General features: G+C 46.3%; 9 protein-coding genes. 5 read left to right on the top strand and 4 right to left on the bottom strand.

The annotated features are described in order from the left end of the window. Positions 1-57 precede the first annotated feature (57 nt). Together QUA90_RS10200 and QUA90_RS10195 are read left to right on the top strand one after the other, a co-directional pair. A complete protein-coding gene (locus QUA90_RS10200; RefSeq protein WP_333053835.1) occupies positions 58-384 on the top strand; it encodes a phasin family protein in 327 nt (108 codons plus the stop codon). 280 nt (positions 385-664) lie between these two features. After that, positions 665-1,252 (top strand): FKBP-type peptidyl-prolyl cis-trans isomerase, encoded by a 588-nt coding sequence (locus tag QUA90_RS10195; RefSeq protein WP_333311117.1) that lies wholly within the window; start codon positions 665-667, stop codon positions 1,250-1,252. A gap of 92 nt (positions 1,253-1,344) precedes the next feature. Here the strand turns inward: QUA90_RS10195 and dnaB are convergent, their stop codons facing one another. The 3 genes from dnaB to QUA90_RS10180 form a co-directional block, all read right to left on the bottom strand. Then, positions 1,345-2,670, bottom strand: coding sequence for a replicative DNA helicase (gene dnaB, locus QUA90_RS10190; protein WP_333162856.1), 1,326 nt, complete (start codon positions 2,668-2,670; stop codon positions 1,345-1,347). A 199-nt stretch (positions 2,671-2,869) separates the two neighbouring features. Further along, on the bottom strand, positions 2,870-3,328 hold the full coding sequence (gene rplI / locus QUA90_RS10185) for a 50S ribosomal protein L9 (RefSeq protein WP_006634794.1): 459 nt from the start codon (positions 3,326-3,328) through the stop codon (positions 2,870-2,872). Positions 3,329-3,583: 255 nt separating this feature from the next. Next, on the bottom strand, positions 3,584-8,683 hold the full coding sequence (locus tag QUA90_RS10180) for a PAS domain-containing protein (RefSeq protein ID WP_333445293.1): 5,100 nt from the start codon (positions 8,681-8,683) through the stop codon (positions 3,584-3,586). Positions 8,684-9,302: 619 nt separating this feature from the next. Here QUA90_RS10180 and QUA90_RS10175 point away from each other — a divergent pair. Continuing rightward, positions 9,303-10,142 carry a glycosyltransferase gene (locus QUA90_RS10175; RefSeq protein WP_333445291.1) on the top strand — a complete coding sequence of 280 codons (840 nt, stop codon included), beginning with the start codon at positions 9,303-9,305 and terminating at the stop codon, positions 10,140-10,142. A gap of 94 nt (positions 10,143-10,236) precedes the next feature. On the opposite strand, the gene gloB is transcribed toward QUA90_RS10175, so the two are convergent. After that, on the bottom strand, positions 10,237-11,010 hold the full coding sequence (gene gloB / locus QUA90_RS10170) for a hydroxyacylglutathione hydrolase (RefSeq protein ID WP_333445289.1): 774 nt from the start codon (positions 11,008-11,010) through the stop codon (positions 10,237-10,239). A gap of 629 nt (positions 11,011-11,639) precedes the next feature. Between gloB and galE the strand changes: the two genes are divergently transcribed. Together galE and QUA90_RS10160 are read left to right on the top strand one after the other, a co-directional pair. After that, positions 11,640-12,638, top strand: coding sequence for a UDP-glucose 4-epimerase GalE (gene galE / locus QUA90_RS10165; protein ID WP_333326270.1), 999 nt, complete (start codon positions 11,640-11,642; stop codon positions 12,636-12,638). Positions 12,639-12,834: 196 nt separating this feature from the next. After that, positions 12,835-13,479, top strand: a complete 645-nt coding sequence (locus tag QUA90_RS10160; protein ID WP_333445287.1) for a hypothetical protein — start codon at positions 12,835-12,837, stop codon at positions 13,477-13,479. Positions 13,480-13,503: the final 24 nt, after the last annotated feature.

The raw sequence follows: 13,503 nt of genomic DNA, 5'->3' as shown, positions 1-13,503 counted from the left end.
CGACAGCAGGCGACCTGAGCCGATCGGGTATGAAAGGGCAAACATTAGGAAAAATCTATGGATAACAATAGCAACTTACTCAAACAACTGGTAATGCTGGGCATTGGTACTACCTCCCTGGTGGCAGAGAAATTGCAGGAAGTCAGCGAGCAATGGGTCAAAGATGGCAAAATCAATCCTGAGCAAGCCAAAACCTTTGTCGATGACATGACGGAGCATATCAAGTCTGAACAGGGTAATTGGGAGACGCAGTTGCAGCGGCAACTACGGAATATGCTGCAAGATATGGGAGTCCCCCGACAGTCCGAAATGGATGAGTTGCGGGGAAGGCTTGATCGTTTGGAACGTCAGATGCGGGATTTAGAAAACCGTAACTGGCGCTGAGTTCGATCCTCTTCTGCAAGCTTCGCTAACGCCCGCGAGAAGTTCGCTGCTATCTTGTGATAAGATTGTCACCCGAAGGCAGAAGGCTAAAAAAAGGCACTTATGTAGAAGCCATTTATGTAGAATAACAAACATTTTGACTTCATACTTTGGCCTGGAAAATTATCTGGTACCTGCCGTTCTTTGGTGGAAAAGTTCAGATAAAATTTGGTAGTTCTTGTTGTACTAGATGTCTTAGATATCTGAGATATCGCGGTTAAAAGTATTAGGAGGATTAATTTTGCGAGGAGTTCTAGTCAGCTTGGGAGTAATGCTGGTTTGCTTTTTGTTTTTGATAGTCGCTCAAATGGGCGGTTCTGGGTCCCAAGCAGTTGCAGCCGAATTGAACAATCTTTTACCCGAGACTGCTATTGAGAAGTTGTCAGCGCAGTCTTTGAATGAAAATAGCTTGCTAGTAGCTGATGCTACTTTACCAGAGGTACCAGCTACTATCGCTGGCAATGACATGACTGATAATACTGAGAAAACTGTCACCACAGATTCCGGTCTGAAATATGTTGAATTAAAAGAGGGTAATGGGGCGACTCCAAAAACCGGGCAGAAGGTGGTGGTGCACTACACTGGAACTTTGGAGGATGGCACGAAGTTTGACAGTTCGCGCGATCGCAATTCTCCTTTTGAGTTCCAAATTGGCGTGGGTCAAGTAATTAAGGGTTGGGATGAAGGTGTCGGTACGATGAAAGTTGGAGACCGCCGCAAGTTGATTATTCCCCCTGAACTCGGTTACGGTGCTCGCGGTGCGGGCGGGGTGATTCCTCCTAATGCTACGCTGATTTTTGATGTGGAATTGTTGAGAATCGCTGGCTAGGTAGCTCAATCTAATTCAACGTATAACTTTTACGGTGTTTAGAAACCCGGTTTTTTTTAAGAAACCGGGTTTCTGTGTATGTTCTGGTTGATTTACGATCGCTTCGGAGATGCGAGATTGCGGAAGCAGGTAAATTGGGCGTCAAATAATAGTTTGATGATTCCTGTGGGCCCGTTTCTGTGTTTGGTAATAATTACTTCTGCAATTCCGCGATCGGGCGAATCAGGATTGTAATATTCATCGCGGTAGAGCATAATTACTAAATCCGCGTCTTGCTCTATTGATCCACTTTCTCTCAAATCAGACATCATCGGCCGCTTGTTTGTCCTCGCTTCCACACCCCGACTCAACTGAGATAAGGCAATAATTGGCACGTTGAGTTCGCGGGCTAAACCTTTAAGACTTCTGGTAATTCGAGATAGTTCTTGCACGCGGTTGTCGCTGGTACCTTCCATTAATTGCAGGTAATCTAGCAAGACTAATCCTAGGGTTCCGCCTTGTTCTGCTTGGAGGCGGCGGACTTTCGATCGTATTTCTGTGACGGTAATATTGGGAGTATCGTCAATAAATAGTGGCAGTTCTGATAAATTGCCAATGGCTGTACTGATTGGTTCCCATTCGTTTTGACTGATTCTACCCGATCGCAACCTGTTACTTTCTATTTTGGCTTCACTGGACAGGATACGCTGCACTAGCTGTTCTTTCGACATTTCTAAGCTGAAAACGGCAACCGGCAATTTTTGCTGTCCGGCGGCGATGTGGTGGGCGATGTTGGTACAAAAGGCTGTTTTGCCCATCGCCGGCCTAGCTGCAACGATGATTAAATCCGATCGCTGAAAGCCTCCTGTCATAGCATCTAAGTCATAGAAACCGCAGGGAATACCGGGAAGTGTCAGGCCTTCATTGCGATTTTCTAGGTCTTGAAATGTTTGGTTTAGCGTTTCGCCGATCGACACTAAATCCTGTTGTGGGCGTTCTTGAGTTATGCTGAAAATTTCTTGTTCGGCGCGGTCTAAGACTGTTTCTAGTGGTGTTGCCGTCTCGTAACCTAATTGTACTATGTTGTTGCCAGCTTCGATTAATTTCCGGCGCTGATATTTGTCTTCAACTAAAACTGCATATTGGTCGATGTTGACTGCGGAAACTGTGCGATCGACTAATTGTGCTAATTTAGTTAGTCCTCCTACTTGCTCTAACTGGTTGCGGTCGGTTAGGGAAGTTGTTACCGTCATTAAATCGGTAGGTTGACCCTGTAAAAATAGGCCTAATGCCGATCGATAAATGACTTGATGAGCGGTGATGGCAAAAAACTCCGGTCGCAGCAGTTCGGCAATTCGGGAAATAGCTTCGGGGTCAATTAAAATCCCGCCCAAAATTGCTTCTTCTGCCTCTATATTTGTCGGCATCAAATCGCTCATTAGTCAATAGTCCTCAGTCATTAGTCCGCAGTCATTAGTTATTAGTTGTCAGTGATTAGTCGTCAGTTTTGAATCCTTAGTTAGCAGTCCTCAGTCCTTAGTTAGCGGTACTCAGTTCTTAGCTAATGACTAATGACTAACAACTAATGACTGATGACTAATGGCTAACAACTAATAACTGATGACTGATGACTCTTAATTACATCGGAACAACTTGAATATCAACTTCGGCGGTAACTTCTGCGTGTAGTTTGATTTCAGCTTTGTATGTACCAGTTTGGCGAATTTCGGGCAGAGTGATGCCGCGCCGATCGACTTCTTGACTGGTAGAGTTGAAAATCAGTTCTGCTACTTCTTGGTTGGTAACAGTACCAAAAATCGCGTCTGCTTCGCCAACTTGCTTGGAGATGATGAAAGGCCCAGCCGATTGGAGGGCGGTTTTGCGGACTTCAGCTTGCTGCTTGAGCTCTAGCTGGCGCAGTCTTTCTTCTTCACGGCGCCGCTCTGCTTGCTTGAGAATGCCGGGAGTGGCTCTAAATCCCATTCCTTGGGGTACTAGGTAGTTGCGGGCATAGCCTGGGGCTACTTCTACTACGTCGCCAGCTTTGCCGAGTTTGCTGACATCTTTATTTAAAACTAATTGGACGCGCTTGGCCATGATCGTGGGTTGTGGGGTTTTAACTGCAACTTTTTATAATAGCGAAGTTTGAGGGGCGATCGCAAGGAAGTTCGGCAACGGATTTGGTAGCGGATGTAACGGATGTAACGGATTTAACGGATGGATGTTGAGATTCGAGGTTCGAGGGAAGAAACAGGGATAATATTTTTAACGGGCAAATTCAGTTGGAAATTACGCAAAACAGGGGTGCTGTAATGAGCAAAATCAACTACAGTACAATGTGTTATCGAGAACTCAGGGTTTATTTTCAAGGCGCTGGGCGACGATCGATCGCGCTACAGTAGTAACTAACTGGGTCGAATTGATCGGCTTGGCTAAGTGTTGATCAAATCCGGCTTGTAAAACTTGACGCTCGTTCCCTTCTCCAGCATAGGCGGTTAAGGCGATCGCCAACAACTGCCGATACTCAGGCGCAAGCTGAGTGCGGATGCGATTTATCAACATATACCCGTCCATCTGGGGCATTCCAATGTCGCTGACGAGCAAATCCGGTGCAGTTTGTTCTATCGACTCTAGCGCCTCAGCAGCAGATGACAGAGAAATCACCTCTGCACCCGCTTCCTCAAGCACAAAAGCGACAAAATCTCGCGAGTCGAGTTCATCATCTACCACCAAAATTCTCAATCCAGCTAGCGGCAAGGATGAGAGATCGGGACAAGCAGCCCCATGACGTTCTTCCTCCTCCTGCCTTCTAGAATCATCATTTAATAGCGGTAATCTCACCGTAAACGTCGCTCCTTGACCTTCTCCGGCGCTTTCTGCAAACACCGTTCCGCCGTGCAGTTCGATCAGTTGGCGGACGATCGCCAATCCCAATCCCAAGCCGCCAAATTTGCGAGTTGTTGCGCCGTCTTCTTGTCGGAAATGGTCAAAAACATAAGGCAAGAAATCGGGAATAATGCCTTTACCAGTATCTATGACTTGAATTTGAGCTTGGTGTTCGACTTGCTCTAATCGAACTTCTACTCGACCGCCTTCGGGCGTAAATTTCACAGCATTTGATAACAAATTCCACACAATTTGTTGCAAGCGACTTGTATCGCCCAGAACTTGCCCGACATCGGAATTTAAAATTGTTTGAATTTGAATTTTTTTAGCTTCGGCTGCTAATTGCACGGTTTCCACAGCAGATGGAATAATGGTTGCCAGATTCATCGGAGCAACATTCAATCTGAGTTTTCCTTGCAGAATCCGAGACACGTCAAGCAAGTCTTCGATTAATTGAGATTGCAGTCTGGCGTTGCGCTCAATTGTCTCAAAAGCCTTGGCACTTTGACTCGCGTTCAGCTTGCCGCCGACGAGCAGTTGCGACCAGCCTAAAATCGGATTCAGGGGCGATCGCAACTCGTGAGAAAGCACAGCCAGAAACTCGTCTTTAATGCGGTTAGCTCGCTCGGCTTCCGTGCGGGCAGTTTGTTCTAATTGGAGAACTATATCACGCTCGGTTTCCACTTGTTTGCGTTCTGTAATGTCGATTACAGAGCCGATATAACCCTCAAATTGTCCGCTTTCGGAAAATCTGGGAGCTGCAGCATCTATCGCCCAAGAATATCCGCCATCCTTGCGCCCGACGCGATATTCCACGCTGTACCGTTCCTGGCGTTCCTTGGCGGTCAAAAATGCCTTCTTTACCTGTTCTCGGTCTTCTGGATGCAGCGCGTTTATCCAACCCAATCCCAAACCTGTTTCCTCAGTTTGACCTGTGAATTCATACCAGGTTTCGCTCAAGAAAGTGCAATAGCCTGTGGAGTCTGTTACCCATACCATAAAAGGAGCGTTGTTAGCCATAGTGCGGAATCGTTCTTCGCTTTCTTGCAGCGCTGCTTCTGCTTGTTTGCGTTCTGTGATATCCCGACAGACAATCACTCCGCCTTGGATTTCGTTGCTAGTATCAACTACTGGATAACCGCTGATACTGATCCAGCGATCTTCGGAATCTTCGCGGCGGACAAATACCTCTACATCATTGACATATTCACCTTTGATTGCTCGGACTAGAGGTAGTTCAGCGGCGGGGAAGAGGGTTTTTTTATCTGCCAAAAATAGTCCGTAAGTGCTCGACCATTCCTCACAAGATTTTTCATTCGATAGCTGACCGAATACCCCCACTGCGGCTTGGTTAAACAACACAAACTCCCCTTGTTGATTTGCCAAAATTAAACCATCGCCAATGCTGTCAATGATGACTTGCAGTAACTTAGTTTGTTCTTGCATGGCGACTTCTGCTCGTTTGCGATTTGTGATTTCGCTAGAGATGCCAATCAGGCCGATGACTTCTCCCGCTTGATTGCGGTATGGAGCTTTCATTACCAGAAATGTCCGAATGCCATCGTGAGATTCTTCGAGGACTTCTGTTTGTCCAGACTCCATAATGCGCCGATCGTTTTCCGTGACTGTGACTGCAAGTTCTGTTACTGGGTATAAATCGATATCGCGACCACCAATTACTTCAGAAGCAGATTTGCCCATTATTTCCAGCGTGGCTGGATTTGCATAAATAATCTGTCCTTCTCGATTTTTGACAAAAATTGGCGTGGGCGCTGACTCGTTAATTACGTTCAAAATCGCATTCTTTTGGCGCAGTTCTTCTTCAGTGCGTTTGCGATCGCTAATATCGCTCCAATAAACGGTAAGTCCTTCGGCCGCAGGATAGGCGCTCACTTCTATATAGATCTGGAGCGAAGGCGAGAACTCTTCAAACTTGACAGAAACTTGTTCGGAAACAACTCGATGAAATTCTTGATATGCCCTTGAATTGGATTCTTTCTCGGCAGGGAATACCTCCCAGATCGATCGACCTAGTAAGTCGTTTCTCGATCGAGAAAGCAGTTTTTCTGCTGTGGCATTAACGTAGGTATAGCGCCATTGTGCATCGATCGCCATAAAGGCATCGGTAATACTTTCTAGAATATTGCTGACTTGCTGGGAGGCCACTTGCACCGCGAGTTCAGCGTTTTTGCGCTCGGTGATGATTTCGGAAAAAATCATGATACCGCCAATCTCATTGGTGTTGGTTCGCCAAGGGTGAATTTCCCAGCGCACCCAGTCGATTAAGGCATCAGGGCGGGGAAACCGATCTTCTTGGCAGATTTCAACTGCTCCCGCCAGACAGCGCTGGTGGACTTGTCTCCAATGATCGGGCAAATTGGGAAAGATGTCGTAGTGCGATCGGCCCACAATGTTTTGAGTGCCGAGCCCGTAACTTGACAGCCAGCGGTCGCTCACCAGCATATACCGCATCTGGCGGTCAAACATCGCCACCCCCGCAGGCGAATGTTTGACGAACAGCCGCAGTTGCTCTTCCTGTTGCCGCAGGAGATTTTCGGATTGTTTGCGATCAGTGATTTCTTGGAAAAGTATGGCGACTTGTCGGCTCTGCGGCTCAGGAGTGCGGAACGCCAAAACGTCGAACCAGCGGTTCATGACTTCCGAGCCGTGCTCGAAGCGCAAGGGTTCCCCCGTCAGGGCGACTTTGCCGTACATCTCAAACCAATAATCTTCGATATCTGGAACGAGCTGGCGCGCCGTTTTACCCGCAGCTTGTTCAAGTCCGGTTTGTTTCAAGAAAGCCGGATTGACTTCCAAAAAGCGGTAATCGATCGGCTTTTCGTTTTTGTCAAACAGCATTTCGATGATGCAAAAGCCTTCGTCTAGGCACTCAAACAAAGTGCGATAGCGTTCCTCAGAGTGGCGCAAAGCAGCAAGAGCTTGTTTGCGATCGCTAATATCCATAAAGGCTGCCACACAGCCACGAACGGCACCCTGCTCGTCAAATAACGGCACCGCATTCACCAACCAATCAAAGGCCACCCCGTCCTCGCGCACCATTTGAATTTCCACATCTCGCACTTCGACGCCCGAAGCCACGGCTAGTTGCATGGGCAGTTGTTCTCCCGGAATTTCTTCTCCGTTGCGGAATCGTCTAAACGGAAGGGCTGCGGCTTGCTCTCCGGTTCCAGAAACATTGGTATCGGGTGGCACTATCAACATCGACTGGGCAAATCGGTTAGCGCGAATTACTTTACACTGTGGGTCGTCTGCGATCGTAATACCGACGGGTACAGCATCAAGTATCGATTCGAGTTCATTGACTCGTCGCTCTAATTCTTGGTTGAGCCGTTCAATTTCTTTTTTGGTAGCTTTGCGATCGGTAATTTCATGCACCGTCACATTCACTCCCAGGACGCGATCGTCCTCGGCTTTCAGGGGATAGAGACTCAATAGCCAATCCTGTTCGACTCCCGGCTGTGCTGAGTTCGTCCTGCGAATTTCGAGCTGTTTGAGTGGAACTTTAGTTTCAATAACTTTTCGGTAAAGTGGCTCTAAATCATCTGCCATTTCTGGCAAGATTTCGCGCAATGTTTTGCCGATGTGGGCGGCGGCTGGAACTCCGTTAATTTCTGCTAGCCAATCGTTGATGCGGACAAAGCGCAACTCAGTATCGAGGAAGCAAAGTCCGATCGGCGCACTAGCATAAATCGCCTCGATTTCTGCTAGTTGTTGGTGTGCCGTTTGCGCTTGTTGAATAAAAACAGCCCGATCCGCCTTCTGCTGAGTCACATCTTGAAAATAAACGGCAAGCCCCGATGGTATCGGATAGGCTCGTACCGCATACCAAGCATTGAGTGGCGGATAAAAAGATTCAAAACTAACCGTAACTTGGAAGGTGGCGGCGTGGCGATATTCCTGTTCAAACAAACTGCCCACAGATTCTGGAAACTCTTCCCAAATGCTGTTGCCAATCACCTCTTGCGGGAGTCGATTCAGCCACCGCGCCGCTTGCAAATTGAGGTAGGTAAATCGCCAGTCTCGATCCAAAGCAAAGAACCCATTTGAAATACTTTCGAGGGTGTCTGAGATTTGGGGCGCGGGCGCGTTACAGACTGGTTCGGGCTGAGGTTGAGCGATCTCCGTGAAGGTTGTAACTACCGCGTAGGGAGTCGATCGATCTCCCTGAAATAAAGGTTGAGAATTGAGCGTCAACCAAATCAATTCTCCCTGTGGCCGATAAAAGCCCATGATGACATTTGAGCATGGTTGCCCGGTTTGTAGCGCCACCATCGCCGGATGTGTTTCACCAGGAAAATCCGAGCCATCTTCACGCAGAGTCTGCCAGCGACTGTTGATTGAAGTGCATAACAGCATCTGTTCTGCTGTCATCCCCAACAGCTCTTGGGCGTGAGAATTGCACCCCTGAATGCTACCATCTGCCAATTGCAGAACCATCCCGACATCAGTTGGCAAAGGCGCGACTGGGTAGAACGCTTTGTTAGAATCCGTTGAAACAAAGGGGTCGATTTTTGCTTGGGGTTCAGTATTGCGTGGGTTTTGCATCGGTTTCTAACAACGCTCATTTTACTTTGGGCAAAGCAAATCGCGCTCAATAATAGGGAAATAACCAGAGGAACTTTTGACTTGAGCAGGGTGACACTTCAAACCTAAGATGGATGTCGATCGTTCTGCGGTAATATCGATATCTAGACAATTTATTTTATCGTAGAGTCCCACGTCTGAACCAGTTGCGGGATTCAGCACAGGCGACGGGGAATTTTCTGGCTGTTTCAAATGCGAGGTCAGTCCCTCTCATTATTTTTCGGGTTGCTGCATATTACCCATGGCTGTTACTCGTTTTCGGGTGCGAACAGATGGCACTTGCACACAGATAAATAAGTAGATGAAGCTTGAAAATACGTCACCCCTCTCTCGCTGCGAGTGAAACGAAGCAATTGCTCTTGTTCTGCCCGCCTTACATTCTGTTACATAGTAAACTTTATTTGCGCCTACCTACTTAGAAACCCCGTTTCTTGGTGTAAATCTAACCGGAAATTTAGGCAAGATAATGTTCGTCTCAACGGTAAACGGGCGATCGCATTTACCTCAATACAGGGTCGCCTGCTTCCTCCAGTCCCAACGTTTGTGTCACGTTTGCCGTTCATCTCACAAACTTAATCCTATGCACATATTCACAGCCGCCGATCGCACCTATATTCTGGGGTTAGCAGCACTTCTCAAGTCTCTAGATCTAAATGTTAGCGAATCTGGGGAGGAGCAGGTCAAAATTACCGTTGTATCTACCAGGATATATTCACCGCAAAAGGAACAGTTACAGAATTGCTGCAAATACCAGATTGAATGGCAAGAATTGCAATCTAATTACGACCAACTTCTTTCGGTATCTGGTTCTAAACTGCCTTACGTTAAATTGGAGCCGCGAAAATATACTAAAGAAACAGAAAGGCTGATTTGGCTCGACAGCGATACGATCGTTATGGGCAGCTTAAAGCCGCTGTGGAACCTAGATTTTGAAACTCTGCCGATAGCAGCCGCAGCCAACACCTGGGGAAATCCCAACAATTATCAAGCTCGAAACCCTTATTTCAATAGTGGTGTTTTAGTTTACAACATGAAGCTTTGGGAGGAAGAGCAACTGTCGGAAAAGTTGCTCCAAAATGCTAGAACCCACGTTTGGGGCGATCGCGATCAAGGTGCATTAAATTCAGTTTTAGTTGGAAGGTGGAAGCAACTAGACCAAATATGGAACAACCACAAGACTGATGATATGTCAAGTAAAGTGATGCACTTTATGTCAAGACCGAAACCGTGGGAAAGCTCCGCCCCCAATCAATTATGGCTTGATATGTTGTCTCAGACACCGTTTAAGGACGAACTGGAAAAAATTCCAAATAAGTTGAAGGGGCTATCGAGCTTTCACGTAAAATACACAAGACTTGACAGGTGGTTGAGCGAACCGATACTCAAGTTTAAGAGCTACCTGAAAAAACAAAAACGTTAAGGTCAATCGATTTTAGATTTTAGATTTTAGATTAAAGAATTGAAGCATTGACCCCACGGATGAATCCGGGGGCTTGTATCCTGGATGCTTTGGGTCAAAATTGGTCTTTCATGCCGCGCAATCGAGCGAAGGTTTGCACTGGATCGGAGGTGTTGGCGGCTGATTGGATGTTGGGAAAATCCCAGCGCAAAAATGGGTTTGTCCTTTTTTCGAGGCCGATCGATGATGGTATTGTAGGTTGCGATCGACTGCGCGCTTCCTTAACTTCGGCGAAGCGCTGCTGTAAATCGGGATTGTCGCCATCCACACTCAAGGCAAATTGCAGGTTGTTCAGCGTGTATTCGTGGGCGCACCAGACTCTCGTACGATCAGGCAAATTTCGCAGTTGCCCCAGAGAAGCTAACATTTGGGCGGGAGTGCCTTCTTTGAGCCGGCCGCAGCCTCCAGCAAATAAGGTGTCACCGCAAAACAACTCGCCGGTTTCGCTGGGATTGCTGGGGGGGAAATAGTAGGCGATGTGAGCTTTTGTGTGGCCGGGTAGGAAGAAGACTTCGGCGGTTCTGTTGGCGAAAGAAACTCGATCGCCCGCTTGTAAAAACACTTGCTGTCCGGGTATTCTGCCTCGGTCTTCTGCGCCACCGTAAACTTTAATATGGGGAAAGCGATCAATCAGTTCCTGATTGCCGCCTATGTGGTCGCGGTGGTGGTGGGTATTGAAAATTGCGGTTAATTCGGCTCCGAGTGCTTGGAGTTGCTCTAATACTGGCTGCGATCGTGCTGGATCGACGACGGCTGCTGTGTGGCGATCGGGGTCGTGCAGCAAGAAAATGTAATTGTCGGACAGTACCGGAAGCCGATAAACCTGCATAGAAAAGTGCCTCTCTAGGAAAAATATTATATAATTAAATTAGTTCTGAACCCTATCCGAAGGCTGACTGCAGATTTATTAAGTCCGCGTATCTATCTTGGGAAGTAAAACTCTGATACGTTATTTCTGCTGTTGAGCAAAGTGATTTAAGGTCGGGTACGCACCATTTTTGGGTCAATAAGTGCAATCGGCTTTAATTATTTTAGCATACAAGCGATCGAATAAATGCGAACATCTCACAACAAATCGAACTTAACAATTTCTCAAAAAGTCGATCGGATTGTAGCCTCTGGCAAGATCAGTCGCAGGGAACACTTAGTTTTGACTTCGGCTATCCTATCAGATGATAAAATTTCAGAAGAGGATCGACATCAGATTAATCGGATATTTGATTATATCCAAATTGGTCGCCTCAAGTTTATCGATTGAACAGAAAGACTTGCTCCCTCAGCATCGGTCTGGAGTTTAAAAAGCGTTTTTTAGGAGTGCGATCGTCCCGTCGGGCACAGCAAAGCCTAGATATTTAGCTTGAATTCTCCGGCTTACGCGGAGTGTGAAAGCCTCAGATGTGGAAGTCTCAAATTAACAAGGCTCTTGGCAATCCCAGCTACAAAAACAGGCAGAAGAAAATGAGTGCAGACAAACAAACTATTTTGGTGACGGGTGGAGCTGGATATATTGGCTCTCACGCTGTATTAGCGCTGAAAAACGCCGGTTACGGTGTGGTGATTTTGGATAATTTAGTTTACGGTCACAGAGATATAGTAGATCGGGCTTTGCAGGTGGAGTTAGTAGTTGGCGACACGAACGATCGCACTCTTCTAGACAACTTGTTTGCTACGCACAAGATTGATGCTGTAATGCACTTTTCTGCTTACGCTTACGTGGGCGAATCTGTTACCGATCCCGCTAAATATTATCGTAACAATGTCATCGGCACTATTACCCTTTTGGAAGCAATGATCGCTGCTGGGGTGAAGAAATTTGTGTTTTCTTCTACTTGCGCGACTTACGGTGTACCGCACAAAATTCCGCTCACAGAAGACCACCCACAAAATCCGATCAATCCCTACGGTGCTACTAAGTTAATGGTAGAACGGATTTTGTCGGATTTTGACGCTGCGTATGATTTCAAGTCTGTTTGTTTTCGCTATTTTAACGCGGCTGGGGCCGATCCGAACGGGTTGTTAGGAGAGGATCACAATCCAGAAACTCACCTGATCCCACTGGTGTTGTTCGCAGCTTTGGGTAAACGAGATTCAATCTCGATTTTTGGCACGGATTACGAGACTCCTGACGGTACTTGCATTCGGGATTACATTCACGTTAACGATTTGGCATCGGCTCACATTTTGGGATTAGAATATTTGTTAAATGGTGGCAAATCTGATTTCTTTAATTTGGGCAATGGCGGCGGCTTTTCGGTGAAAGAGGTGATAGAAACGGCTCGCCAAGTGACTGGAAAAGAGATTAAGGCTGTTGAGTGCGATCGGCGTCCGGGCGACCCGCCTGCTTTGGTTGGCAGCAGCAAAAAGGCGATCGAAACCTTGGGCTGGTCTCCAGAATATCCAGACATCAAGAATATTATATCCCATGCTTGGCAGTGGCATCAAAAGCGTCACAGTTAGCATTAACTCAAATAAAACAAGTGCAAAAATAGAGTCTTAAATAATGTTAAACAGTCACAAAGATTTTTGTTTTTGCACCTTAGCTTTTGGGAAAAAGTATCGCGAATTAGCCAAACAACTAGCAGCAGACTTAGAAACTCATTCTCTAGGGACGATGCTAGTTGTTTGTACTGACAACCCAAATGACTTTCAGGATTTGACGAATGTTTTCGCCTTTAAAAAAAGTCGCGAAGGTGTAGATTATTGTTATAATGATAAACGATTTGCACTAAAAAAAGCCTTAGAATTATGCCGAGTGACAATTTTTGTGGATGCAGATACAAGAATCATAGGAAAAGTGCCGGAGAGAGAATGGATGCCAGGAATTACTTGTAAAGGGTTTATTCCCATTCTAGAACATCCACCAAATCAATCCTTGCCGGGAAGAAAAGAGGCAATTCACAAATTAGCAAAAAAGCTAGAAATTCCATTGAAAAATGTAAGTTTTGTTCCAGAAAATTTGTTCGTAATTGCGAGAGACAATGGGAAAGAAATTCAGTTTATTCAAGAATGGGGAAAGATTGGAAGATTTTTTGAAGTGCAAAAAGTCAAAACAAAAGACGGTAATCCCATTGGGTTAGCAACTGCTAAAGTTGGGTGGAATATTCGTAATGACGGGTGGCAGGAACTCGCTCAAATTAGGGAGCATTCTTTGGCTCATTGGGACTGGCAAAAAAATCAAGTAAGAACCTTTTGGGATAAGGTTTGGGATAAATTGCAGTTTGAGCATTGGCAATATCTCTATCGGTTATTAAAAACACAGTTAATTGCCTTATTAAATTTCGATTTTTACTATCGTTAGAGAAAAGATATGGATAGAGGATTT

The sequence above is a fragment of the Microcoleus sp. D3_18_C4 genome, from assembly GCF_036702355.1.
In the GTDB taxonomy this organism is placed as follows: Bacteria; Cyanobacteriota; Cyanobacteriia; order Cyanobacteriales; family Microcoleaceae; genus Microcoleus.
The sequence above is the reverse complement of the archived record's forward strand: the minus strand, read 5'-3'. Positions and strand labels throughout refer to the sequence as shown.